Below are 23,899 nucleotides of genomic sequence, written 5' to 3' on the forward strand. Positions count from 1 at the left end.
TCGTGTTCAACGGATGTTCCGGTATGCGGGAATGATGGGGTCGAGCTCGCTGGGCGATGCGCCGTGCAGGATGACGCCGTCGGCGCCGAGTTCGAGCTGTCGTTTAACAGTGGCCGCGCATTGCTCGGGACTGCCGGCGGCGGCGACGCCGACCCACTCGTCGGGCAGCAAGGTCGCGATGTGTTCCAGTTGGGCTACGGTTGTTGACGGGCTGTCGATGACTCGTAGGGCACCGCCGGGTGGCTGGAATTCCTGGACCACCGCATCTTCGCGGAACCTTTTGAGTACCAGTGGATCCCATCCGTTTGTGGTAACCATGAGGTCGCCATAGCCCTGGAGATAGGTGGCCAGGCGTCCGACCGTCTTTCGCAGGCGCAACTCCTCGGGCAGATGGTCGCCGATGGTCGCCAGACACGACCACACCTGGACGTCGGCGGGATCGCGACCGGCCTGCTCGGCAGCCGACTTGATGGTGCGCACACACCGCTGCAGCGTGTCATCGGTAAAGAACGTGTGCAGGATGACCTTGTCGAAGGCGCGGCCCCCGAGCGCCAGTGAATTCGGGCCGAAGGCCACGATGCCGAGCTTGACATCTTCGTCGAAATTCGGGTCAAGGCGAAGCGCCGGGTAGCGGCCGATCGGTCCGTCGTGGCCGACCACGGTCTCACCCCGGAACAGGCGGCGCATTATATGCGCGAAATCCTCCATCTGCGCGGTAGTGATCTCGGGCATCCCGAACGCTCGCTGGATCGGCGGAACTCCGCGTCCGATACCCAAGGTGAATCGTCCACCGGTCAGACGATGCATCGTCGTCGCGTAGGCGGCGGTGACGATCGGGTGGCGGGTGTTGTGATTGGTGGCGCCAGTGGTGATCCCGATCGTCTCGCTGACGGCGCCCACAGCGCCACAGATGGTTGCTGCCTCTTTGGTGGAGAACCGCTCCGAAATGAAACACTCGCCAATGCCGATGTTTTCGGCATCACGCACTTCATCGATGAGGTCACTTGGGTGGTCGGCTTGACCGGCCAGGGTGTAGAAACCGACCTCGGGCATGGCGGCGGTCATAGCGTCAGCGCCTCGGGCATCGGCGCACCCGGTGCCACGAAGATCGGGCTGGGCTCCCCGGCAGACCAGCCGCCGTCAACGGCGAATTCGGCTCCGGTGCAGTAGCGCGCATCGTCACTGGCGGCAAACAGCACCACCGGTGTGACGTCGTCTGGAGTCGCGATGCGGTCGATCGCCAGCCGCCCGTGTACGGCTTCATCTGGGATGCCCTCGAGAAGGGGAGTCCGAATGTACCCCGGGTGAATCGAATTGACGCGAATTCCGAAGGACCCCAGCTCCATCGCAGCCACCTTGGTCAACCCCCGGACGGCGAACTTGCTCGCCGAATAGCCGCCGAGCAGAGGCGAGCCAAGCAGGCCCGCGAACGATGACACGTTCACGATGGCACCCCCGCCGGCGCGGATGAGGGACGGTGTCGCTGTCTTGATGCCGAAGAACGTCCCGTCCAAGTTGACTCCCAGCACCCGATGCCACTCATCGATCTCGGTATCGAGCAGCGTCGCGGGCGTTCCGCCGATGCCGGCGTTGTTGACGAGCGCATGGAGCGGTCCGAAAATGCGCTCGGCATCTCCAATTGCATTCTGCCACTGCTGAATGTCACTGACATCGAGATGGGTGTACAGCGACGCGGCACCCAATTCTTCTGCCAGCGCGTGCCCTTCGTCATCAAGAATATCGGCGATGACGACGTTCGCGCCTTCGGCGGCGAATGCGCGGGCATGGGATGCCCCCATGCCGCGGGCTCCTCCGGTGACGAAAACGGTGCGGTTTTCGAATCGGCGTGTCACGGGATCAGTACCGCCCTTCCATTGATGGTTCCCTCTTCGAGTCGGTCGAATGCCGTGATGGCGTCGGTCAAGGCGAAGGTGTCCACATCGACAGACAGTCGCCCCGCCGCGGCGAGAGCAACACAGTTGAGTAAGTCGGATTTGGTGCCGCCATAGGAGGTACGCACAGTGGCGCCCCAAGGCCACCCGACACCGAAGCGTGGTTCTGCGGCGATCGGCACATGGCCGCCGCCGATTCCCACCAGTTGATAGATGCCGTCGGGAGCGATCACTTCTGCGGCGAGTTCGACCGTTGGCTGGCCCCCGACGAAGTCGAACACCGCGTCCGCACCGCGCCCCGCCGTCATTTCGAGGATCGCAGCAGCTGCGTCGGAATCCGCGTGCAGGGTGGCGTGTGCACCATGGCGGCGCGCAGTATCCAGTCGCGTGTCGCTGAGGTCGACGGCCACGATCTTGGCTGCCGACAGGTTACGCAGTATCTGCACGGCGAGATGCCCCAGGCCTCCAATGCCGATCACCACGGCAGTGGCGCCGGGGCGTAGGACGCGCAGCGAATTGCGGATGACGTGATACGGCGTCATGGCGGCATCGGCGAGAGGTGCGGCGGTGACGGGATCGAGATCGCCGAGGGGAACGAGGTAACGTGCCGGCACCGCCATGTACTCAGCCATGCCGCCGGCTGGTCCCAAACCAGGGGTAGGTGGAATGGCCACCCGTCCAGATTCGTCACAGACGTTGTCATCGCCCCGCGCACATGCGGCGCAGACGCCGCAGGCCCAGATCAGGTGGACCAGTACTCCGTCGCCCTCCGACCAACCGGCGACGTCTGAGCCGATACCCACGACATGGCCGGCGGTTTCGTGCCCCAAGGTCAAGGGCAAGGGGAACATCGCCTCGGGCGTGTGTCGCACATGTACGTCCGAGTGGCACAACCCGGCGGCGGCGACTTTGAGCAGAACTTCGCCGGGACCGATCGCCGGCACATCGACTTCGGTGATCGCCAATTCTCCAGGTGCGATCAGCTGGACCGCTCTCATACGGGAACCGCCTCGTTGATAGGGGACATCACGCGTCGCAGGAAGCGCACCTGGTCTTGCACCACCTGTTCGTGAAGCGACGCGCCGGGGTAGACGTCGAAGTGGTCACAGGGATAGCGGTGCACGGTGGCCCGCAGACGCTGAGCGGCCGCGGTTGCGGCGCTGGGGGGCGCGGACCGGTCACCGTCGGCGATTTGCATGAGCACTGGACATCGGACTCGCTCGCTGGCCGTGATGGGCCGGTAGCGGCCGATACGCAGGAAGATCCGAGCCGCGATGGCGTTGCGCCAAGTCGGTCCGGCGATCGCGCGCATTCCGTCGACGGCGCCGGGGGAGCACAGCGCAGCAGGTTTTCCAGGAGAGTCGACGATCGGTGTCAGTACCGCCGGTCGTCGTAGCGCTGCGGCGAAGGCGTCGGCGAGGCCGATCCGCATCAACCGCGCGATGTGGGCGAGTCCGTTCGCTTTGACCATCTGACGGACGGCCGCAAATCCGTCCACCGCCGGCGTAAGACTGATGACGGCGGCAATTGTCGGGTCGTGGGCGGCAACGTTGACGACGTGGCCACCGGACAGGGACACCCCCCACACCACGATGCGCTGCGAATCGACATCACTCAGTGCGCGGACGTAGCTGATCGCGCTGTGATAGTCCGCGAGCTGTTTGTCCAAATCCACCAACTGCCTTGGCGTGCCGGTGGATTCGGCGAAGTGACGGTAGTCGAACGTGAGGACGTCGACGCCGGCGGCGGCCAGCGCGGTCGCGAACTCGTACAGGCCGCAGTCGCGGGTGGCGCCGACTCCGTGGGCCATCACGACGCACGACCGGCCCGCAGGACTCGCCAGCCCATCGGAGCCGGCCCGATGGTATTCGGCGGCCAGGCGACCGCCGTCGGCGGCCGTGATGGTCACGCGCTGCACCGCGGTCACCGAGTGATCCCGAAGATCGCCGCCGTCCAGATCTGTTCGAGGGCTGCGTGAACCGCTCCTGGGCTGTGCAGGCCGTGTCCGCGCAGGTGCCTCTCCAGTACGCGCTCGTTCAACGAGATCAGTGAGTGCGCCAGATCGCCTGATGCGGCCTTACCGTGCTGACGGTGCTCGTCGATATACGCCGAGACGAAGCTCTCGTAGCGGCGCAGCCAGGTATTCCAGATCTCTCGCGTCTCCGGGTCGGCGTCTCGTGCGTCGAGCATGGCGAGGAACTTTCTCTGCTGCGAGGTCCACGACTCTGCCGTCAGCCACAGCACGTGGGAGAGGTTGTCCCGTGGATCACCCTTGCGGTTGAGTACTCTGCTTGCCGTCGCTATCTGCTCGTCGAACACGTCCGAGAGTAGGTGGGTCACCGCCTCGTTCTTGCTACTGAAGTAGAAGTAGAAGGCCGACCTCGCCAGTCCCGCCTGCTCGGCCACCGCAGCCACCGAGACGTCGGCGAGGGACTGGTCTTCCAGGTGGTCGGCGAGTGCGGCCAGCAGCCGTGTACGGCGGACCTCACCCCGATTCTGTGGCCGATTCGGGTTGCGCCGGGCTGCCAAAGTCACGACGTCAGCCGACATTGGTGGTGGCCTCCGGAACGCGCCCGGTGAGCTGTACCGGGCCCAGATTCTGGACACGACGTGCGCCCGCGGGCAGCTCCCGTTTGCGCATGTCACGCTCGTAGTCGAAGTAATCGACCTGTTGGGTGTGCCGCGGGCGGTCGGCGAAGTGCCCGATGTATTTGCGCTCGTCGGCGGTGATGGTCTTGTGCATCTCGGCGATCGTCGGCGGCCGGTACGTTCCGGCCAAGTAGGCCGCTGCCATGCGGGCCTGGCATTCGACGAACGGGAACAGGGTGGGCAGCGCTTGCGCGAACCCGACGAAGACGAGGTCATCGAGTCCAGGTTTGAGCATGCGTTTGTACAGCGGCAGCCGATTGTCGGGTGCGCTGAGAAAGCTTGGGTCAAAGAATGGGAACGTGATGTTGTAGCCCGTGGCGTAGATGATCACATCGGCCTGAACCGAGGTTCCGTCCACGAAGTGCACGGTGTCGCCATCGAGGCGCTCGATGTTGGCCTTGACTTTTGCGTCTCCGGCACCGAGGCGCATCAGTAGTTCGGCCGACTGCGTCGGATGTGCCTCCAGGAAGTTGTGATTCGGCGTGGGCAGTCCGTAATGCTCCGGATTGCCGAAGAGTAACCGCGGTACGGGACGCATCACCCGGCGTTGCCAGGACAGTGGAATCAGCGGCAGCGTCCGGGCGATCTTGTCTGAGGTCATGCCGAAGATGTACTTGGGAACCACCCACGCCCCCGATCGCGTGGACAGATAGACGGTGTTCTGCCAGGACTTCTGCGAGAGTTCGGAGACGATGTCGGCCGACGAGTTGCCGATCCCGACAACGACGATGCGCTTTCCCTTGAGATTCAAGGGCTCGGTGGGATCGATATAGGCATGTGAGTGGATCACCTCGCCGCTGAACTCGCCTGGGAAGTCCGGGAAACGGGGATCCCAGTGATGGCCGTTTGCCACCACCAGGGCGTCGTAGAGACGGGTTTGTCCATCGTTGGTTTCGAGCTGCCAGCCGCCGCCGGGAAAGCGGTGCGCCCGCTGCACGGCGGTGTTGAAGTGGATGTGTTCGCGCAGGCCGAACGCGTCGGTGTAGTCGTCCAGGTAGTCCTTGATCTGGGAGTGGTGCGGGTAATCCGGCAGGCTCGAATCCATCGGGAAGTCTTTGAAACACAACAGGTCACGTGATGTGTCGATGTGCAGCGAGCGATAGGAGCTGGAGTGTCCGTTGGGGTTGCGAAAGGCCCAGTTCCCTCCGACCCGGTCTGAGGATTCGAAGCAGTCGAACGCGACCCCCGCGTCGCGGAGGTTCTTCGCGGTGGTCAGTCCGCTGATGCCGGCACCGATGATTGCGGTGCGGGGTGTGCTGTGCATTTCACTCCTCGGATGATGTGTCGCGGATCACGCGCAGCACCGACGGTAGGCCGGAATCCTGACACAAGTCAAGATTCGCGAAGAATTTTTTTATCGAAAAATTGATTCTTTGCTACATCCGGCTGCGCGTGGCGCGCGGGTGCGCATCCTCGCCTTCGGTCCGTCGCAGCGAGGCCGCCCGGCGGCGATTGAAGTTGGTCGGAAAACCCTGATGAGGAGGCATAATTGAGGAAATATGCTCGACTCTTTGAGGTCGGTAGGGCAGCATCGGCAGCTCGGGTACGCCGGGTGTGATCGCAGGATTGGTCCTGCCTTCCCCTTGCCATCCTGCACTTCCGAGTCCTATCTTCGAGCAGAATTTAAGTAATATTCGAAGGAGTGGGCTAGTCATGTCACGTCGTATCCAACTCATCTGCGCATGGTGTGGGCCCGGCACGGTGATCATCACGTTGTGCGGGTGGCTGATCGCCGGAATTCTTCCCATTCCGTTGGGATCGTCCAGTGCGACTGAAGAGGTCGTGAACTTCTACAGCAACGACACTCGGGTGCTGTTCGGCCTCGTGATCGCGCAGCTCGGCATCTGCCTGGCTTTTCCGCTGATCGGGTTGATCGGCTACCGGATGCTACGGATCGAGGGGCGGCACCCGATCCTCACCTTCGTTCAGCTGGTGACAGGGGCGGCCACTGGCCTGCTGTTGTTCTTGCCGATGTTGTTGATGGCCGTCATCGCCTTCCGGCCCGATCGCAATCCGGAACTGACAGTCACCCTCAATGACATCGCTTGGCTGGTGTTCATCACGCCGATCGCGCCGTTCATCATCCAAAACATCGCCATCGGCACAGCAATCCTTCGTGACCCGAAAGCGACCCTGCCGCGGTGGGTCGGCTACATGAACTTCTGGATTGCCGCGTCGTTCCTCCCTGACCCCTTGGCCTTCTTCTTCCACGGCGGGCCGTTCTCCTGGCGAGGTGTGTTCGTCTTCTGGCTCGCGCTCACCACTTACAGTGTCTTCCTCGTTGGTATGGGGTTGGTGTTGCGGTCTGTGGCACTGAAGGACGTCGACACGATGGAGCCGCTGCGTCCGGCCGCGGCGGTCTGATGGGGAGCCGGACTTGCGGTACTGCTGCGGGGCATCTAGGGCGGAAGGTTGGCATGGTCGTGCCGCATATCGTCAGATATGTTGTCCTGCAATGGATGAGCGTGCTCGGAAGAGCCATGACCGCGGCGGGCCGATGTAATGAGAAGTGCCACTGACCTCCCGCCATAAGTTGACTTATGGCGGGATGGGTGTGACCATGGTCTCAGAAGCGGGCCAGTGTGGCCTATCTGCAGTTTTGAATCAAATATAAATTAAGGAGAACGATGGGGTTCGCCAGTTCGGCCGAGGTCACGAAGTACATCGGCGGCATTTTCGAGGCCGCATTTGATGATCCCGAGATCGGTCCCAAGCTCGAAGCCACCGGACTTGTGGTCGCGTTTGATTTCACAGACCCCGAGGCGATCGTGCTGATCGACATGGCAAACAAGTCCGTGCAGGAAGGACTCGAAGGGGGCGCACAACCCATGGCCACCATGGCGATGACCGCCGACACGGGCAACGCCTACTGGCAGGGCAAGGTGAACTTGCCGCTGGCGATGGCCAAGAAGAAGATCAAGGTCGACGGAAATGTTGCCAGTCTGCTCAAGTTGGCCCCGCTCGGCAAGAAACTCTATCCGCCCTACATTGAGCGTCTGAAGGCCGACGGCCGCGACGATCTGCTGGCCTGACGATGTTCCCGGGCATCCACGCTTCCGCAGCTCCGCAACGGCCGGCCGTCATCATGGCTGAGTCTGGTCGCGTTCTGACCTACGGCGAACTGGAGCGAAACTCGACGTCGATCGCCAGCGCTTTACACAGCCTAGGCCTGCGCCGCGGGGATGTGATCGCGCTGCTGTCCGACAACACCCCCGAGGCGTTCGAGGTGTACTGGGCGGCTATTCGGTCTGGCCTCTACATCACCGCCGTCAACTGGCACCTCGCGGCAGATGAGGCGGCCTATATCATCTCTGATTGCGGGGCGCAGGTGCTGTTCGCCTCAGCCGGGGTGTGCGATCTGGCTGAAGAGATCGTGACGCTGACACCGGGTGTAGCTCACCGATATTCCTTCGGCGGCGACATCGCTGGTCACCAGCCTTATGACGTGCTGATCGATGATGGCTTCCAGCCTCTGCAGGATCAGCCCCGCGGCACGGAAATGCTCTACTCGTCGGGGACGACTGGTCGCCCGAAAGGGATCAAGCCCGTTCTCCTCGACATCCAGGTGGATGAGCCCGGTGAACCGCTCGTCGGCATGCTGGCCCACGCTTTCGGCATCACCGCCGAGGATCGTTACCTATCGCCGGCACCGGTGTACCACGCCGCACCTCTGAAATGGTGCGGAGGTGTACACGCTCTTGGCGGCACGGTCGTATTGATGGAGAAGTTCGACGCGACCGCAGCCCTGGCCGCCATCCAGCGCCACCGCATCACGGCGACGCAGATGGTCCCCACCATGTTTATCCGAATGCTGCAGCTGCCCGACGATGTGAGGCACTCATTCGATACGTCATCGTTGCGGCTGGCGGTGCACGCCGCGGCGCCGTGCCCACCCGACGTCAAGCAAGCCATGATCGACTGGTGGGGACCAACTCTGGTCGAGTACTACGGCGCCACCGAGGGCCACGGCGTCACCGTTGTGACCACCGCCGAATGGCTGACCAAGCGAGGTTCGGTCGGCCGCGCGGCGCTGGGCACTCTGCATGTATGTGACGACGAAGGTGTCGAAGTCGGAACCGGCCTAGTTGGGACCGTCTACTTCGAGCGTGACCAGGCTCCGTTCGAATACCACAACGATCCCGAAAAGACAGCCAACGCACGCCATCCCGAGCACGAGAACTGGTCAACCGTGGGCGACATGGGGTACCTGGACGAGGATGGCTACCTGTTCCTGACCGACCGCAAGGCGTTCATGATCATCTCCGGTGGGGTGAACATCTACCCCCAGGAGATCGAAAACGTGCTGGCGCTGCACCCCAAGGTCTCCGATGTCGCGGTCATCGGCGTTCCAGACCCGGAGATGGGGGAACAGGTCAAAGCTGTCGTCGAACTACTCGACGGCTGGTCAGGTACCGACGACCTCGCCGCCGAGCTCATCAGTTATGTACGCGAACGTATCGCGCACTACAAGGCGCCGCGCAGTGTCGACTTCATCGACGCGCTGCCACGGCTGGCCACCGGAAAGCTGGCCAAACGCAAGCTCAAAGACCGTTACGCGGAGGCACACTAATGAGCAGTCAAATACTCACGCCGGTAAGACCATACGATTCGGTCAGCATCTCACCGCTTAGCTTTTGGTCCACGACAGCGGAGGACCGCGAACAGTCCTTCAAGATCCTGCGAGACGAACGACCCCTCAGTTGGCACGCGCCGATCGAAGGTGCGCTGATGGAGGCCGAAATTGACGGCCTCTGGGCAGTGACACGCCATGAGGACATCGCTTACATCAGCAAGAACCCACAGCTGTTCTGCTCCGGACAGGGTGTCATGATCGAGGCGGTGCCGGAGGACATTCTGGATGCCGCGCAATCCTTCCTGGCGATGGACGGCGGGCAGCACTCCACTCTTCGCCGGCTGATCAGTTCGGTCTTCACTCCGCGCCAAATCGCCAAAATCCAGGACCAGATCAAAGTCCAGGCAGCGACGATCGTGACCGATCTGCTCACCACCCGCAGCGGTGACTTCGTGGAGCAGGTCTCCAAACGGCTACCCATGTGGACCATCTACGAGATGATCGGTCTTCCTGAGCAATACCGGGACGAGGCAGCCCACCACGCGGATGGAATGGTGTCCTGGGCCGATGCCGATGTCGCCGCCGGACGCGAATCGGGTGAGGTCCTCAATGATTCCCTGGTCGGCTTGCTTTCGGCGGGACTCGAACTCGCCGAGCAGCGGCGCGCTCACCCGACCTCGGATCTGATGTCGTTGCTCGTCCAAGCCGAGATCGACGGCCGCCGTCTCACTGACGAGGAACTCGGCGCATTCTTCGTGCTGTTGTCGGTGGCAGGCAACGACACCACCCGCAACACCGTCACGTTGACCACGATGGCGCTGCAACAGTTCCCGCACCAACGAGCGCTGCTGGAACAAGACTTCGATACCCACATCAAACGTGGCATTGAGGAATTCGTGCGTTGGGCAAGCCCGGTCATGACTTTCCGCAGAACCGCCACCCAGGACACCGAACTGTGCGGCCAACTGATCCGGGAAGGGGAGTGGGTGCTTCTCATGTACTCCTCGGGCAACCGGGATGAGCGCGTCTTCGCCAACCCCTATGAGTTCGACATCACCCGGGAACCCAATGGGCACATCGGATTCGGTGGTGGCGGGCCACACTTCTGCATGGGCGCTTTCCTCGCCAAGATGCAGCTCGAAGCGATCTTCCGGGAGCTGATTCAGCGTGCGCCGACTCTGCGCGTCGGTGAGCCGGAATTCCTGACCGGGAACTTCGTGCACGCCGTCAAATCTCTGCCCTACACCCTCGACTGACCGGAGGAACACGATGACCGAGTTTTCAGGCAAACGCTATGTAGTCACCGGGGCCGCCTCCGGCATCGGCCACGCCGTAGCCGAGCAGCTGTTGGCCGCGGGAGCCGAAGTGACCAGCCTCGACCGAAACCAGCCGCGGGCGCAGGTCACCCGCCACATCGAGGTAGACCTGGCGAACCCCCGCAGTATCGACGCAGCGTTGGAGAGCCTCGACGGACCCTACGACGGGTTGATGAACGTCGCCGGAATCCCGGGAACGGCGCCGGTCGATCTGGTCTTCGCCGTCAACAGCCTCGCCGTGCGGCACCTCAGCGAGGCATTCTTCGAGCGACTGTCTCCGGGTGGATCGATCACCATCGTGTCCTCTACCGCGGGATTCGGGTGGCCCGAGCGCCTCGACACGATTGTCGATGTGCTGGCCACCGATACCTTCGAGGAGGGCGCGGCCTGGTTCAAGGCCAACCCGCAGTCGGGTAATGCCTACAACTTTTCGAAAGAAGTGACCACCGTCTACGCCCAGTCGATGGGACTGGCGTTGGCGCAGATGGGATTGCGGATCAACGCCGTCCTGCCGGGCCCGGTAGAGACTCCCATTCTGGCCGACTTCGAACAGTCGATGGGTAAAGACACACTCGACGGAGTCAAGGAACTCCTGGGCCGTCACGCCGATCCCGGCGACGTCGCCTCGGTGGTCCTGTTCCTGGCCTCGGACGCTGCCCGGTGGGTGAACGGCCAGGCCTTCGCAGTCGATGGTGGCATCACCGGTGCAGTAAGTACCGGCGTGGTTCCCAAGCCCGAGTTCTGAGGATCCCTGATGACGGTAAATGCAGCAACCGATGCGCTGGCGAACGCCGCGGAGACCAACGCCCTGCCTGATTTACGACGCGTGTTCGCAACCGGCCGCACCAAACCGTTGCGATGGCGACTGGAGCAGTTGGCGGCCATCGAAGCGATGTGCGATGAGCAGGAGTCGGCGATCGCCCGGGCGTTGGCCCAGGACCTGGGCCGCCCACCGGTGGAAGCCTGGCTCGCGGACATCGCCTCGACCAAGGGCGAGGCGACCTACGCACGTAGACACCTCAAAAAGTGGGTACGGCGGAGTCGTACCCCACTGCCGCTGGCGCAGTTGCCTGGTCGGGGCTGGGTGCAGTACGACCCGTTGGGCGTGGTGCTGGTCATCGGTCCGTGGAACTACCCGTTCTATCTGAGCATCGCCCCGCTGGTGGCGGCGATATCGGCAGGCAACTGCGCCGTGCTCAAGCCTTCTGAGCTGGCCCCGGCCACCTCGCGGCTGCTAACCGAAGTCGTGCCCAAATACCTTGACAACGAAGCAATTCGGGTCATCGAAGGTGATGGCGGAACCACTCAGAACCTGATCGCGCAGGGATTCGATCACGTGCTGTTCACCGGCGGAACCGAGATCGGCCGCAAGATCATGGCAGCTGCAGCACCGACCCTGACCCCAGTCACGCTCGAACTCGGCGGAAAAAGCCCGGTGCTTGTCACCGCGGATGCTGACCTGGACGTCGCCGCGCGCCGCGTCGCATGGGTAAAGCTCATGAACTCCGGGCAAACCTGCATCGCGCCCGACTATGTGCTGGTGGATCGCACCGTTGCCGATGCCTTCACTGACAAGGTCGTTGCGTCCATCGCAGCGTTCCGATCTCAGGAGGGCGGCAGCGGGCAGCGCATCGTCAATCGGAGGCAGTTCGATCGGCTCACCGCGTTGATCGATGCCACCAGTGGCACGATCGTCGCCGGTGGCCAGGGTGATTCCGAAACGCTAAGTATCGAGCCAACGGTGATCCGGGATCCGGCACCGACGGACTCGGTGATGGCTGACGAAATATTTGGACCCGTACTGCCCATTCTGAGTGTGGAATCGGCGCAGGCCTCAGTAGAGTTCGTGAACTCACGGCCAAAGCCCTTGGCGCTCTATGTCTTCACCGGATCGCAGCGCGTAGGAAGGGAACTGATCGATCAGATTCCCTCCGGGGGTGCCGTGATCAATCACATCGCAATGCACTGCCTGGTTCCGCAGCTTCCCTTCGGCGGTGTCGGCGCCAGCGGGATGGGCCAGTACCACGGCCGCTGGGGCTTCGAGGCGTTGAGCCACCGCCGCGCCGTGCTGGCCAAATCTGCTCGGCCGGACCTCAAGCTGACCTACCCGCCTTACACCGACAGAGCCCTGAAAATCATGAGAAGGCTGTTCTGATGAAGATCCATGTAGATGCGACCAAATGCTCTGGAATCGGACTCTGCGAGATGACAGCGCCGACAGTCTTCGAGATCGGAGACGATGGGCAGTCGCAGGTGATCGGTAGCGCAGATGGCGATCTCGCAGTGGCCCAAGAAGCCGCGTCGAACTGCCCGACCGGCGCCATCTTCATCGACAACTGATCAGGCTGGGGCGCAACAGTTTCCAGACATCTCAGGAGAGGCAGCACAAGACAACAATGGCCTTCGTTATCACCCAGAACTGCTGCACCGACGCCAGCTGCGTCCCGGTGTGCCCCGTCGATTGCATCCGCCCTGTGCCGGGGCCAACCGGCGCAGCCGCCCCGATGCTTTACATCGACCCGGCAACCTGCGTGGATTGTGGTGCATGCGTTGCTGTTTGCCCGGTCAGCGCGATCCATCACGAAGACGACCTCCCGTCATCGCAGCAGCGATTCAAGACGATCAACGCCGACTATTTCGCCACCGAGCCGTTGGCCATCCGCCCCATTCCGGCCAAGTGGACACCGACCGCGGTGGGACGTGACGTACTACGGGTGGCTGTGGTGGGCGCCGGACCTGCAGCGTGTTATGCCGTAGCCGATCTGGCCCGCACAACCGGGGTCCAGGTAGATGTTTTTGACAGGCTCCCCACACCGTTCGGCCTGGTTCGATTCGGTGTCGCGCCCGACCACCAACGCACCAAAGACGTGGTACAGGTATTCGAGACGGCGCTGGCCAGCCCCAACGTCACGTGCCATTTCAATGTCGGCATCGGCGAGGACGTTACCCATGACCAACTCATGGCCACGCATGACGCGGTGATCTACGCCGTAGGCGCCTCCCGAACCCGCGATCTCGGCATCCCAGGTGAAGAACTGCCCGGCACCATCGGCGCCGCGGAGTTTGTGAACTGGTACAACGGCCATCCTGACTACGCGGACCGGAAATTCGACCTGACCGGACCGCGGGTGGTGATCGTTGGCAACGGCAATGTGGCCCTGGATGCCGCCCGAGTGCTGGTGATGGACCGAGATGAGCTGAGCACCACCGATATTGCCGAACACGCCTTGGGTCAGCTGGCTGCCGGCGATGTGCGCGAAGTTGTGGTCTTGGGCCGTCGCGGCGCAGCCGACGGCGCATTCTCGGTCGGTGAGCTGTTGGCGCTCGGTTCGCTGCCGGGTGTGGACGTAGTGGCCGAGGGTCAACTGGGAGAGCGGCCCGACGATCACGAGCGCGCCCTCAAGTTCGATATCGTCTGCGACTACGCGCAGCGGCCGACGACCACGGGCAACAAGCGCATTGTGTTGCGTTTCGGTACCCGTCCGATGCGCATCGCCGGTGCTGATCGGGTCGCCACCCTGGAAGTCGAGGACGGTGGGGGAATCACCTCGATCGACACGTCGCTGGTGCTGAAGTCGATCGGCTATCGCGGCACGCCTATCGATGGTTTGCCGTTCGACGACGCTGCTGGGGTGATCCCCAACGACGGCGGTCGCGTGATCCGCGACGGTGCACCCGAACCAGGGGTGTACGTCACCGGCTGGATCAAACGCGGGCCTCGAGGTGTCATCGGCACCAACCGGTTGTGTGCGCGAGAGACCGTCACCAACCTACTCGCCGATGCGCGGGCCGGCACCCTGCCGACCCCGACATCGCATGAACGATTCAACGCCGCGGAGCTGTCAGCGCGCGGTGTGAACGTGGTGGACCTGGCGGGATGGCATCTCATCGATGCCGCCGAACGCGAGCAAGGCGTCGCTGCGTCACGCCCGCGAGTGAAGGTTGTCGACCGGGCGGCACTTCTCACTGCCGCGGGTCTGGGAAGCTAGGGATTGGGTTGCCTCTAATGGACCTGTCTGCCCTGCTGCGCCAGACCGCCGATCGGGATCTCGTCATCGCGCTCGGCGATGGGGTGGGAGCGGTGAATATCCTCGATGACGGTCGGTCGATCGGCGAGGCGCTGAGTTCCGGAACGCCCCCTGGCTCGCGTGTCACGCTGGTGCTTGGGTGGAGTCCGGTTGCTCCGCAGGGGATTACGCCGGAGGCATTCGCCGGTGTCGTCACCCTCATGCCAGGTTGGGGCGTGCGGGCGCTGCTGCCGAGTCCGACCACGAGTGCCGTGCCGACCAGTATGGCTGCCATACCTGCGCTGCTGGGCTCTCACTTGCGCCCCGATGCGCTCATCACCCGGATGACCCGGCGCGGAGACGGCCTGCGGTTCTGCACCGAAGTATCGTGGCAACAGGCTCTGGTCGACCTCGGTGTCCCAGTCTGGGCGGTCCTCGACGAGGACGCACCGTCGGCGTACGCCGGAACCCCGATATCACCGGATCGTGTGACGATCATTGGGCGTGCCGGAGACGCTCCGGCCGATGTGCCGTCGCGTCCAACGGAGGCGTTGCACGACGCCCTGGCCGACCGGGTACTCGATCTCATCCCGGAGGGCGCCCGGCTGCAATATGGGCCAGGTCAGCTGGGAACCGCGCTCCTTCAACGTTCCACCAAGGCGCTGGCCATCGACACCGGACTGCTTACCGACGCGGTGATGGACCTGGAGCGGCGGGGGCTGCTGATCGGCGAACCGTCGGCTACCTACCTGTTCGGCAGTGCGGAGCTCTATCGGTGGGCCGACGGTCGGCCGATACTGCGCGGCATCGAACACAGTCATGACCTCACCCGACTGTCCAGGGGCGCACCGTTCGTCGCGGTGAACACGGCCATCGAGATCGATCCGTTCGGGCAGATCAACGTAGAAGGCGTTGGCAGCAAGATCGTAGGCGGTATCGGCGGTCATCCGGATTACTGCACCGCGGCCCGATTGAATCGAACGGGCTTGTCAATCATCGCTGTACCGGCGCAATTCAATGGTCGCTCAACACTTGTTGAGAATCTGAGTCGCCCGGCCTCCACACCCGCACACGACGTGGAGATCATTGTCACCGAGGCGGGGTATGTCGATCTGCGTTCGGCTGGCTGGCCAGAACGATGCCGGCTGATCGAAGGTCTATTTCAGCTGGCTGCGTGACCTTAGGACGCTTCGGCAAATATGCTGCTGCTGCATAACACGGCCGGCGCATTCTTTCGATAGAAGGCGCCGGCCGTATTGGTCAGTGCTGGACAGGGCAGCGTGCGTCCGCGTGCATGTGCTTGACGGCCGCCGCAAAATTGCTCACCAGCATGTCGGGTGCACCCAGATGTAAATCGGGCACCCTGCGCAGGATCTGTTCCAGCATGTGCCGGATCTGCATTCTGGCCAGGAATGCTCCCAGGCAATAGTGCGGGCCACCGCCCCCGAAAGCCACGTGCTGGTTGGGCTTACGCGAGATGTCGAAGGCCCACGGGTCCGTGAAGGCCGTCTCATCGCGGTTGCCCGACGAATAGATCATCACCACCCAGTCACCTTTGCGGATCTGTTGACCACCCAGGACGGTGTCCTGGGTGGCGGTGCGACGGAACGTCATCACCGGGGTCACCCAGCGCAGTACTTCATCGATGGCGGCGTCGATCCGGCCGTCGAAGTCTTCGAGCAGGTATGACACCTGGTCGGGATGATCGACGAATGCTTTCACCCCGAGCGACAGTGTTGTCCGCGTGGTGTCGTTGCCTGCAAAGGACACGAGGACGAACATCGATGCTAGTTCATCGTCGGTCAGCTCATGGTCGTCGACTTGTGCCGAGACAAGGTTGGACCAGATGTCGTCGCGAGGGCAGGCACGGGTGGCTTCGGCGAAATCCAAACCAATGCTCAGATTGCCGACCAGCGCGTCGTTCATCACTTCGGCAGCAGTTCGGCCGGCGGCGATGTCTGGGTCGTTCCAGCCGGCGAGCTCATCGGCGAAGCGTGCCGCCTCATCACGTTGCTCCTGTGGCAGTCCGACCATGTCGTAGAAGGTGTTCATCGGCATCTGTTTGGCGACATTTTCGACCCAGTCGCCGTCGCCCTTGGCCAAGAACTCATCGACGATGCCGGCGGCGCGTTCACGGATCTGCTCTTCGATGCGCTTGACCTGCTTGGGCGTGAACGACGCACTCATCAGCCGGCGGTAGGTGAGATGGCGCTGTCCATCCATAGCTAGAAAAGAGGATGCGGCTTCAAGGAACTCATCGGGTACGTCCTCCAGCTGGATTCCTTGGCCGGAGCAGAACAGCTCTGGGTGAGTACTCACCTCGCGAATCAATTCGTGCGTGGTGACCGCCCAGAATCCCGAGATGCCCGGAGGTGCCAGATCGCTTTCTGCAGGGCGCTGCCAGCTCACCGGAGCCCGTTTCCGGAGTTCGGCGAACGAGGTGTCGCGATCTTCAGCCGAGAGCGCCCAGAACGACTTCGGTGAGATGTCCACGGGATCGAATGACCGGTGTGCACCACCGGTGCGCGGTGTTTCGGTTGACTGCTCTGGTACGGAATCCGTTGGGCTGCTGGACATCGGCGACTCCTCACGTCGAACGGCTGAATAATTTCTAGTCTAGGTTCAGGAAAATCATGTGGACAGTGCGACGCCAAAGTCATTGTGCCGACAGGCCTGGCTACGTGCGCTCCTTGCAGTCAGAAATGCACTGCGCGGGCCGAGTGTCAACTCGGCCCGCGCAGCGGTGACAGAAACTAAGAGGTGGCGATTTCGCGGCCGATGATCTCTTTCATGATTTCGGTCGTGCCGCCGTAAATCGTCTGGATGCGGGTATCCAAGTAGGCGCGTGCCACCGGGTATTCGAGCATGTATCCGTACCCGCCGTGCAACTGCAGGCACCGGTCGATCACCCGCTTCTGCAGTTCGCTGAGGTACCACTTACCCTTTGCGGCGTCGACCGGAGTGAGTTCACCTGCGTTGTAGGCGAGCACACTTCGATCCGTGTAGGCCTCGGCGATATCGATTTCGGTGGCCATCTCGGCCAATTCGAACCGGACATGCTGCTTGTCGGTGAGCGGGCCACCGAAAGCTTGGCGACTCTGGCAGTATTCGACGGTCATGTTGTAGATCGCCCGTGTGGTGGCCATGGACTTGGCGGTCACGCCGAGCCGCTCCCTCGGGAGGTGGCTCATCAGATACTGCAATCCACGACCGGCCTCCCCCAGAAGATTCTGCGCGGGAACGACCGCATCGCGGAAGTAGAGCTCCGAGGTGTCCTGGGCGGGCAGGCCAACTTTGTCGAGCTTGCGCCCGCGCTCGAACCCAGGCGTGTCGCGCTCGACGACGAACAGGCTGAACGCTCGCGATCCGCCCTCGGGGTCGGTCCTCGCGGCGACCACCACAACGTCGGACATTATTCCGCTGGAGATAAATGTCTTCTGCCCGTTGAGGATCCAATGATCGCCTTCGCGACGTGCGGTGGTGCGCATGCCGCGAAGGTCGCTTCCCGCGCCGGGCTCCGTCATCGCCAGCGCACCGATCACCTCGCCGGCGGCGAATCCGGGGAGCCACCGCGACTTCTGCTCGTCGTTCGTCAGATCCAGCAGATAGTGCAGGACAAGATCGTCCTGCAGGCTGATGGTGAGACCGAAGGACAAAGCGTTGATCCGGGCGATCTCCTCGCAGACCACCATCCGGAACCGGTAGTCGGGTTCGCTGGCCCCGCCGTACGCTTCCGGGATCTGTAGGGCATAGATACCGGACTTCGCCGCGCGGGCGAACACCGACCGGTCAATCCAGCGGTCACGATCCCAATCATGTTGATGGGGAACAACTTCGCGGGTAAGGAACTCTCGCACGGTTTCCCGGTAGGCTTCGTGGTCGGCTCCGTATAGTGAGCGCTGCATGCTACAGCCGCTCGATGATCGTGACGTTGGCCTGTCCGCCGCCTTCGCACATGGTCTGCAGACCGAATCGGCCACCCGTGCGTTCCAATTCGTGCAGCATGGAGGTCATCAACCGCGCACCGGTGCAACCGATCGGATGCCCCAGCGCGATGGCGCCGCCGTTGGGGTTGACCTTCGCGGGATCTGCGCCCAGTTCGGCCAGCCACGCCAGCACGACGGGCGCGAAGGCCTCGTTGATCTCCACGGTGTCGATGTCGTCGATCGACAGGCCGGTGCGCTTGAGCGCATGCTGGGTGGCCGGAATCGGCGCCGTCAGCATCATGACCGGGTCCGCGCCGCGGACCGAGATGTGGTGAATGCGTGCGCGGGGGGTCAGGCCGAACCGATCGACGGCGGACTTGGAGGCGACGAGCAACGCAGCGGCACCGTCGGAGATCTGACTGGCGACTGCGGCGGTCAACACACCGCCTTCGACAAGTGTCGGAAGCGTTGCCATCTTCTCTAGTGAGGTGTCCGCGCGCGGGCCCTCGTCGACGCTGACTCCGGCGTACTCGGCGATCTCGCGGGTGAAGCGGCCTTCGGCTATCGCGGTGAGCGCACGCTGATGGCTGGACAGCGCGAAGCGTTCGTTGTCTTCGCGGCTGAGCTTCCACTGATCCGCGATCATCTCGGCCCCGCGGAACTGCGAGATTTCCTGGTCACCATAACGTGCTCGCCAGCCTTCGCATCCGGTCCAGGGGTCGGTCGATCCGAACGGTTCGCCAGCGGTGAACGCACTCAGGATCGGGAACTGGCTCATCTTCTGCACACCGCCGGCCACGATAAGGTCCGACGTGCCACTCATCACTGCCTGTGCGGCGAAATGTACTGCCTGCTGGGCAGATCCGCACTGGCGGTCGATCGTCACGCCGGGGACGGACTCGGGAAGGCCGGCCGCCAATGCAGCGGTTCGTGCGATATCTCCGGCCTGGGAGCCGATGTTGTCGAGACATCCCAGGATGACGTCGTCTATGGCCGCCGGATCGATGTCATGGCGTTCCACCACCGTCTTGATCACGTGCGCGGCCATATCGGCCGGATGTGCGTCTGCAAAACCACCTTTGCGCCTGCCCACGGCGGTGCGGGTGGCGTCAACGATATAAGCCTGAGTCATGAAAATAATTTAACATAGAATCAAAAATGCTGTTAGTGGAGTCCCCGCACTGGATCACAGGGATAAGCTCCGGGTGCTCAGCGACGTCGTCGGGAACGCTGCGGCTTGGGGGACGGACTAAGGCTATGCTTAACGAATACCTGCGCGTTGGACACCATGGTCTCGACGGAGCCTCGCCGTGGATGCCACCATTCGGCCGACCAGTTGAGGGCGCCGAGCACCAGTGCCTGGGCCAGCGGCGGATTCAGATCGTCGCGGATCTGACCTTCGGCCGCAGCGTCCTTCATCAATCCGCGCCAGATCCGGTCGTAGGCGGCCTCTTCCTTCTTTTGCCGAGTTTTTAGATGTTCGGGGATCTGCCCCGAATTGCGGATCGATGCCCGCGCATAGTCGGACAACTCGAGCTCGTGTCGCAGGTGCGACTCCACCGCAGTCATGATGCGGTCCATCGGAGCCGTTTCCGGCGGCAGGGCATCGAGCGCCTCCTGCAGATACTTCCGCAAATCGCTGATCCCGCAGAACATGACCTCTTCGATGAGGTCTTCACGGGATTTGAAGTAGTAGTAGATCGCCGGCGCTTGGAGCTCGGCTTCGTCAGCGATATCGGTCAGTCGGGTACCGGCGTAGCCCTTGACGCTGAGAACCTGGGCGGCAGCGTTGAGGATGCGCGTGCGCGTCCTTTTGGCTTTTGTGTCGTTGGTACCGGACTCTGACAGCTTGGAGGGCATCGGTAGATGATATGAGCGCCACCCAGTCATGATCGAGCGCGTGGTCGGAACGTCTTCATGTCGTCGGTATCGCCGCCCAGTTGATCGGCTGCACGCGAAAGTCACGGACGTCGCGCATGCCCGGCGTGATGAGGTCGATCTGCCGGCGTACGCGCCGGGTTAGCAGGCGGGCAACCTCGGCCTCACGGGTGGCGCCGTGATGCGAAACGAAGTCCTCCAGGTCCTGATCGGTCTGAATCCAGTCCCGGGGAGCGAAGCCGAGCAGTTCGTCCGCCTCGGCCTGGTCCAACGCGTCGACGTGCGGCATCGCCTGCGCGCTGCGCTGCAATCCTGGTAGTAAGTCGCGCACGACACGGAGGCGGAACGCGAGGTAGTCGTCGATGTTCTCGTTGGCGAGGATGTCGTTCACGATGCGCTGCACGGCAAGGTGTGCGCCGGCATTGCGGATTCTCGGATATGTGAGCGCTGCAGGCGGATCGAGTTGAAACTCGCTCTCTTCGGCGATGATTTCCAAGCAGATCGTCAGTGACATGAGCGACCATGCCTGCCACTGGGCGAGATCGAACTCGGCCGGAGGATCCGCGCGGGTACCCGCCGAGAGCATCGCGGTGAGCAGCGCGAATCGGACGGCGTGGAAATTGACGACCTGCCTGTCGATTGGCTGACCGCTTGCCTTCGCGTAGACCGTGAAGGCATGGGTCAGATCTCCTATCGGCTGCGCCGTGTCGCGCATCCGCATCGCGCCGAGATCGGCCAGCGGATCGCCCAGGCAGCTGAATTCGACGTCCATCAACGCGGTAACGCGTCCGTCGGCGTGCAAGAACTGCCCAGCGTCGAAATGGATCCAAGACACCACGTCCCGGTGAACCGGGACGTGTCGGTGTAGCCAGCCAATGATGAATTCGATGACCGGATCCGGACCCGGTTTGACTTCGCGATACCACTGCTCGGACAGCCTGAATCCCATGTACCCGACGTCCTGTGGTGTTGCCGGTTTGGACAGACCGATCGCCTCGAAAGCGCCGGTTCCTACTCGATGGGCGGCAGCGAGCCTCTCGACGTAGTCGGCGATCACCGCGCCGCGAGCCCGCACATCGTCACGTTCGTCGAAACGGTCCCGCCCGTCGACCGACGCCATGAGTATCGCCTCGGGTTTCTCGCAGAACCCCAGGGGAGTGGGCACGGCAACACCTTCGTCGTGCAATACCCGCATGATGTCGTACTCGCGCCGTAACGAGAGTGTTCGGGTCCAGGGCATTGATTCTTCGCGCTGGCAGCGGGCGTAGAGGTGGTGAGCCTCGCCGTCGATCTCCACGGTGAGGAACCAGGACGGTCGCCACCGGGCTTGTCGCTTCCACTCGAGAATGCGACCCCCGGTTTCGCTTTCCACCCAGTCGAACAGCTGCGGCCAGGGATTCTCCAGGCCGTCCCAGCGGGTGTCGGTGGCAGGGCGATCGAGCGCGCTGTCGGTCACGGCGTTCAGATCCCGCCGCGGGAGACCAGCTGCGACGCGATGACGTTGCGCTGGATCTCATTGGTGCCTTCGCCCACGATCATCAGCGGGGCGTCGCGAAAGTAGCGTTCGACGTCGTACTCGGTGGAGTAACCGTAGCCACCGTGGATGCGCACGGCGTTCAGTGCGAGCTCCATCGCCACCTCGGAAGCGAACAGTTTGGCCATCCCGGCTTCCATGTCGCAGCGTTCCCCGCTGTCGTAGCGTTCGGCGGCATACCAGGTGAGCTGCCGCGCCGCGGTCAGCTTGGTGGCCATATCCGCCAGATAATTACCGATCGACTGGTGTTTCCAGATCGGCTGACCGAAGCTCTCGCGCTGCTGGGCGTAGGCCAGTGAGTCATCCAGTGCGGCGGTGGCCACCCCGAGTGCCCGGGAGGCAACCTGGATGCGGCCAGTCTCCAGGCCCTTCATCATCTGCGCGAATCCCCTACCCGGTTCGGTGCCCAGGATCGCTGACGCGCCGATGCGGTAGTCGTCGAACGCCAGCTCGCAGGACTCGACGCCCTTGTAGCCCAGTTTGGGCAGGTCACGTGAGACGGTCAGGCCCGGCCCGTGCTCGACCAGCACGATGGAGATACCTTTGTGTTTGGGCACTGCGGTCGGGTCGGTCTTGCACAGCAGGGCGATCAGATCCGAGCGGCGGGCATTGGAAATCCAGGTTTTCGCGCCGGTGATCACCAGATCCGTCCCGTCGGTTTTCGCGACGGTGGTCATGGCTTGCAGATCCGACCCGCCCCCGGGCTCGGTGAGCGCCATGGTGGCGCGGATCTCACCGGTGGCCATCTTGGGCAGGTATTGCTGCTTCTGTTCCTCGGTGCCGAACAGTGTGAGCAGTTTGGCCACCACGGTGTGCCCGCCCATCGCCCCGGCCAGACTCATCCAGCCCCGCGCCAGTTCCTGAGTCACCTGCGCGTAGCAGGGCATCGACACCGGGCTGCCGCCGTAGGCCTCTGGTACCGCCAGCCCATAGATCCCGATCTGCTTCATCTGTTCGATCCAGCGCTCAGGGTATTCGTTGGCGTGCTCCGCGTCGCGCACAGTTGGTTTGACCTCGCGGTCGACGAAGGACCGTACGGTCTCGACAAGCAGGATCTCTTCATCGCTGAGCTGATTGTGCATGAAAGCACCCTACCGCTGTTTTTATTTTATGTTAAATTATTTTCGGTTGACCTACATCGACGGCGAAGGGGTGTCCTGGCCTTGAAGACCTGTACCGCGACGATCGGCGACGAAGCCGACGAGCTTCCCTGGACCCTCGTGTCGGCTACGGGGGCACGATGACGTCGGCGCGAACACAACCGGCCGCTGCCACCCGGGAGAAGACGCAGCCCGAGGTGCGGCTTCCTGCCGAGGAAGGTGTCTGGGTATTCCTCTTCGGCGACATGACCGTATTCGCGTTGCTGTTCAGCGTGTACCTGTACTACCGCGGCCAGGATCCAGCCCTCTTCAACACATCTCAGCTCAAGCTGAACCAGACTTTCGGGGTGGTCAACACACTGGTGTTGTTGACCAGTTCGCTGTTGGTGGTCACCGCAGTTCGCGCCATGAGGCAGAACGCCCACCAACTGGCACGCTGGCTCACCTACGGGGCCATGGCGTGCGGCGTGATCTTTGTGATCAACAAAGCCATCGAATACGGTCTGAAGATTTCGCACGGGGTGGTGCCAGCGACCAACCAGTTCTTCATGTACTTCTACGTGATGACCGGGCTGCACCTGTTTCACGTTGCCATCGGTCTGGTGCTGTTGGGGTTGGTTGTCAAGCTGACCCGCAAACCGGCCTTGGACGGGCGTGATCAGGGCTATCTGGAAGGTGCCGCGTGCTTCTGGCACATGGTCGATCTGTTGTGGATTGTCATCTTCCCGCTCCTCTACTTGGTGAAATGATGCTGACAACTCTTCTGCGTGACCGCATTACCACCGTCTGGATTGTTCTCATCGCTGCGACGCTGGCGTCGTGGACGCTCGGCGTCGGGCATGAATTTCCTCAGCGCTACGCGGCCGTCAGCATCATCGTGATCGCCTTCGTCAAAGTGCATTTCGTCGGAAGGTACTTCATGGAGATACGGGACGCGCCGCCGGCTTTGAAGGCAGTGTTCGGCGTTTGGAACGTGGTGGTCGCCGCTCTCTTGATTGGGCTCTATCTCTACGCATAACAGCGG

23 protein-coding genes are annotated in these 23,899 nt (G+C 62.7%); 11 read left to right on the forward strand and 12 right to left on the reverse strand.

What is annotated here, in order from left to right; genetic code table 11:
* Nucleotides 1-6 precede the first annotated feature (6 nt).
* From AC4ELH_RS28345 to AC4ELH_RS28370, 6 genes are read right to left on the reverse strand one after another with little or no spacing between them, the layout of a single operon-like run.
* Complete coding sequence (locus AC4ELH_RS28345) at nt 7-1,065, reverse strand: TIGR03857 family LLM class F420-dependent oxidoreductase (protein WP_498888078.1); 1,059 nt, start codon at nt 1,063-1,065, stop codon at nt 7-9.
* The gene (locus AC4ELH_RS28350; protein WP_498888080.1) at nt 1,062-1,853 is read right to left on the reverse strand and encodes a glucose 1-dehydrogenase; all 792 of its coding nucleotides are present in this window, start codon (nt 1,851-1,853) and stop codon (nt 1,062-1,064) included. The genes AC4ELH_RS28345 and AC4ELH_RS28350 overlap by 4 nt, the downstream gene beginning before the upstream one ends.
* Nucleotides 1,850-2,890 carry an NAD(P)-dependent alcohol dehydrogenase gene (locus tag AC4ELH_RS28355; RefSeq protein ID WP_498888082.1) on the reverse strand — a complete coding sequence of 347 codons (1,041 nt, stop codon included), beginning with the start codon at nt 2,888-2,890 and terminating at the stop codon, nt 1,850-1,852. Before AC4ELH_RS28355 ends, AC4ELH_RS28350 begins: the two co-directional genes overlap by 4 nt.
* Nucleotides 2,887-3,801 (reverse strand): alpha/beta hydrolase, encoded by a 915-nt coding sequence (locus AC4ELH_RS28360; protein ID WP_498888084.1) that lies wholly within the window; start codon nt 3,799-3,801, stop codon nt 2,887-2,889. Before AC4ELH_RS28360 ends, AC4ELH_RS28355 begins: the two co-directional genes overlap by 4 nt.
* Nucleotides 3,802-3,815: 14 nt before the next feature.
* Nucleotides 3,816-4,427 carry a TetR/AcrR family transcriptional regulator gene (locus AC4ELH_RS28365; RefSeq protein WP_498888086.1) on the reverse strand — a complete coding sequence of 204 codons (612 nt, stop codon included), beginning with the start codon at nt 4,425-4,427 and terminating at the stop codon, nt 3,816-3,818.
* Between the two features lie 4 nt (nt 4,428-4,431).
* On the reverse strand, nt 4,432-5,805 hold the full coding sequence (locus AC4ELH_RS28370; RefSeq protein WP_498888088.1) for a flavin-containing monooxygenase: 1,374 nt from the start codon (nt 5,803-5,805) through the stop codon (nt 4,432-4,434).
* 545 nt (nt 5,806-6,350) lie between these two features.
* Between AC4ELH_RS28370 and AC4ELH_RS28375 the strand changes: the two genes are divergently transcribed.
* From AC4ELH_RS28375 to AC4ELH_RS28415, 9 genes are all read left to right on the forward strand, one after another.
* Nucleotides 6,351-6,905 (forward strand): hypothetical protein, encoded by a 555-nt coding sequence (locus AC4ELH_RS28375; protein ID WP_498888090.1) that lies wholly within the window; start codon nt 6,351-6,353, stop codon nt 6,903-6,905.
* A 263-nt stretch (nt 6,906-7,168) separates the two neighbouring features.
* Complete coding sequence (locus AC4ELH_RS28380) at nt 7,169-7,573, forward strand: SCP2 sterol-binding domain-containing protein (RefSeq protein WP_498888092.1); 405 nt, start codon at nt 7,169-7,171, stop codon at nt 7,571-7,573.
* Between the two features lie 2 nt (nt 7,574-7,575).
* The gene (locus AC4ELH_RS28385) at nt 7,576-9,111 is read left to right on the forward strand and encodes an acyl-CoA synthetase (RefSeq protein ID WP_498888094.1); all 1,536 of its coding nucleotides are present in this window, start codon (nt 7,576-7,578) and stop codon (nt 9,109-9,111) included.
* Nucleotides 9,111-10,370, forward strand: a complete 1,260-nt coding sequence (locus tag AC4ELH_RS28390; protein ID WP_498888096.1) for a cytochrome P450 — start codon at nt 9,111-9,113, stop codon at nt 10,368-10,370. Before AC4ELH_RS28385 ends, AC4ELH_RS28390 begins: the two co-directional genes overlap by 1 nt.
* A gap of 13 nt (nt 10,371-10,383) precedes the next feature.
* Complete coding sequence (locus tag AC4ELH_RS28395; protein ID WP_498888098.1) at nt 10,384-11,175, forward strand: coniferyl-alcohol dehydrogenase; 792 nt, start codon at nt 10,384-10,386, stop codon at nt 11,173-11,175.
* 9 nt (nt 11,176-11,184) lie between these two features.
* The gene (locus tag AC4ELH_RS28400; protein ID WP_498888100.1) at nt 11,185-12,585 is read left to right on the forward strand and encodes an aldehyde dehydrogenase family protein; all 1,401 of its coding nucleotides are present in this window, start codon (nt 11,185-11,187) and stop codon (nt 12,583-12,585) included.
* Entirely contained in the window at nt 12,585-12,770 is a 186-nt protein-coding gene (locus AC4ELH_RS28405) for a ferredoxin (RefSeq protein WP_498888102.1), read from the forward strand. Before AC4ELH_RS28400 ends, AC4ELH_RS28405 begins: the two co-directional genes overlap by 1 nt.
* A gap of 56 nt (nt 12,771-12,826) precedes the next feature.
* The gene (locus AC4ELH_RS28410) at nt 12,827-14,419 is read left to right on the forward strand and encodes an FAD-dependent oxidoreductase (protein ID WP_498888104.1); all 1,593 of its coding nucleotides are present in this window, start codon (nt 12,827-12,829) and stop codon (nt 14,417-14,419) included.
* A 17-nt stretch (nt 14,420-14,436) separates the two neighbouring features.
* Nucleotides 14,437-15,615 (forward strand): acetyl-CoA hydrolase/transferase C-terminal domain-containing protein, encoded by a 1,179-nt coding sequence (locus tag AC4ELH_RS28415; protein WP_498888106.1) that lies wholly within the window; start codon nt 14,437-14,439, stop codon nt 15,613-15,615.
* An 82-nt stretch (nt 15,616-15,697) separates the two neighbouring features.
* Here the strand turns inward: AC4ELH_RS28415 and AC4ELH_RS28420 are convergent, their stop codons facing one another.
* The 6 genes from AC4ELH_RS28420 to AC4ELH_RS28445 form a co-directional block, all read right to left on the reverse strand.
* Complete coding sequence (locus AC4ELH_RS28420) at nt 15,698-17,014, reverse strand: cytochrome P450 (protein WP_498888108.1); 1,317 nt, start codon at nt 17,012-17,014, stop codon at nt 15,698-15,700.
* 176 nt (nt 17,015-17,190) lie between these two features.
* Nucleotides 17,191-18,342 carry an acyl-CoA dehydrogenase family protein gene (locus AC4ELH_RS28425; RefSeq protein WP_498888110.1) on the reverse strand — a complete coding sequence of 384 codons (1,152 nt, stop codon included), beginning with the start codon at nt 18,340-18,342 and terminating at the stop codon, nt 17,191-17,193.
* 1 nt (nt 18,343) lies between these two features.
* Entirely contained in the window at nt 18,344-19,495 is a 1,152-nt protein-coding gene (locus AC4ELH_RS28430) for an acetyl-CoA C-acetyltransferase (RefSeq protein WP_498888112.1), read from the reverse strand.
* A 77-nt stretch (nt 19,496-19,572) separates the two neighbouring features.
* Nucleotides 19,573-20,223 carry a TetR/AcrR family transcriptional regulator gene (locus AC4ELH_RS28435; RefSeq protein WP_498888114.1) on the reverse strand — a complete coding sequence of 217 codons (651 nt, stop codon included), beginning with the start codon at nt 20,221-20,223 and terminating at the stop codon, nt 19,573-19,575.
* Between the two features lie 55 nt (nt 20,224-20,278).
* Nucleotides 20,279-21,697, reverse strand: a complete 1,419-nt coding sequence (locus tag AC4ELH_RS28440) for a phosphotransferase (RefSeq protein WP_498888116.1) — start codon at nt 21,695-21,697, stop codon at nt 20,279-20,281.
* A 5-nt stretch (nt 21,698-21,702) separates the two neighbouring features.
* Nucleotides 21,703-22,857, reverse strand: coding sequence for an acyl-CoA dehydrogenase family protein (locus AC4ELH_RS28445; protein ID WP_498888118.1), 1,155 nt, complete (start codon nt 22,855-22,857; stop codon nt 21,703-21,705).
* Nucleotides 22,858-23,015: 158 nt separating this feature from the next.
* Between AC4ELH_RS28445 and AC4ELH_RS28450 the strand changes: the two genes are divergently transcribed.
* Together AC4ELH_RS28450 and AC4ELH_RS28455 are read left to right on the forward strand one after the other, a co-directional pair.
* Nucleotides 23,016-23,624, forward strand: coding sequence for a cytochrome c oxidase subunit 3 (locus tag AC4ELH_RS28450; RefSeq protein WP_498888120.1), 609 nt, complete (start codon nt 23,016-23,018; stop codon nt 23,622-23,624).
* Nucleotides 23,621-23,893, forward strand: a complete 273-nt coding sequence (locus AC4ELH_RS28455; protein WP_498888122.1) for a cytochrome C oxidase subunit IV family protein — start codon at nt 23,621-23,623, stop codon at nt 23,891-23,893. The genes AC4ELH_RS28450 and AC4ELH_RS28455 overlap by 4 nt, the downstream gene beginning before the upstream one ends.
* The last annotated feature ends 6 nt before the right edge of the window (nt 23,894-23,899 follow it).

Source organism: Mycobacterium shunyiense (assembly GCF_058270075.1).

Coding starts and splice junctions, on each gene's coding strand:
- AC4ELH_RS28345 (WP_498888078.1), bottom strand. CDS start 1,065: ATGACCGCCGCCATGCCCGAGGTCGGTTTCTACACCCTGGCCGGTCAA.
- AC4ELH_RS28355 (WP_498888082.1), bottom strand. CDS start 2,890: ATGAGAGCGGTCCAGCTGATCGCACCTGGAGAATTGGCGATCACCGAA.
- AC4ELH_RS28370 (WP_498888088.1), bottom strand. CDS start 5,805: ATGCACAGCACACCCCGCACCGCAATCATCGGTGCCGGCATCAGCGGA.
- AC4ELH_RS28380 (WP_498888092.1), top strand. CDS start 7,169: ATGGGGTTCGCCAGTTCGGCCGAGGTCACGAAGTACATCGGCGGCATT.
- AC4ELH_RS28385 (WP_498888094.1), top strand. CDS start 7,576: ATGTTCCCGGGCATCCACGCTTCCGCAGCTCCGCAACGGCCGGCCGTC.
- AC4ELH_RS28390 (WP_498888096.1), top strand. CDS start 9,111: ATGAGCAGTCAAATACTCACGCCGGTAAGACCATACGATTCGGTCAGC.
- AC4ELH_RS28395 (WP_498888098.1), top strand. CDS start 10,384: ATGACCGAGTTTTCAGGCAAACGCTATGTAGTCACCGGGGCCGCCTCC.
- AC4ELH_RS28400 (WP_498888100.1), top strand. CDS start 11,185: ATGACGGTAAATGCAGCAACCGATGCGCTGGCGAACGCCGCGGAGACC.
- AC4ELH_RS28405 (WP_498888102.1), top strand. CDS start 12,585: ATGAAGATCCATGTAGATGCGACCAAATGCTCTGGAATCGGACTCTGC.
- AC4ELH_RS28410 (WP_498888104.1), top strand. CDS start 12,827: ATGGCCTTCGTTATCACCCAGAACTGCTGCACCGACGCCAGCTGCGTC.
- AC4ELH_RS28415 (WP_498888106.1), top strand. CDS start 14,437: ATGGACCTGTCTGCCCTGCTGCGCCAGACCGCCGATCGGGATCTCGTC.
- AC4ELH_RS28420 (WP_498888108.1), bottom strand. CDS start 17,014: ATGTCCAGCAGCCCAACGGATTCCGTACCAGAGCAGTCAACCGAAACA.
- AC4ELH_RS28425 (WP_498888110.1), bottom strand. CDS start 18,342: ATGCAGCGCTCACTATACGGAGCCGACCACGAAGCCTACCGGGAAACC.
- AC4ELH_RS28430 (WP_498888112.1), bottom strand. CDS start 19,495: ATGACTCAGGCTTATATCGTTGACGCCACCCGCACCGCCGTGGGCAGG.
- AC4ELH_RS28435 (WP_498888114.1), bottom strand. CDS start 20,223: ATGCCCTCCAAGCTGTCAGAGTCCGGTACCAACGACACAAAAGCCAAA.
- AC4ELH_RS28445 (WP_498888118.1), bottom strand. CDS start 22,857: ATGCACAATCAGCTCAGCGATGAAGAGATCCTGCTTGTCGAGACCGTA.
- AC4ELH_RS28450 (WP_498888120.1), top strand. CDS start 23,016: ATGACGTCGGCGCGAACACAACCGGCCGCTGCCACCCGGGAGAAGACG.
- AC4ELH_RS28455 (WP_498888122.1), top strand. CDS start 23,621: ATGATGCTGACAACTCTTCTGCGTGACCGCATTACCACCGTCTGGATT.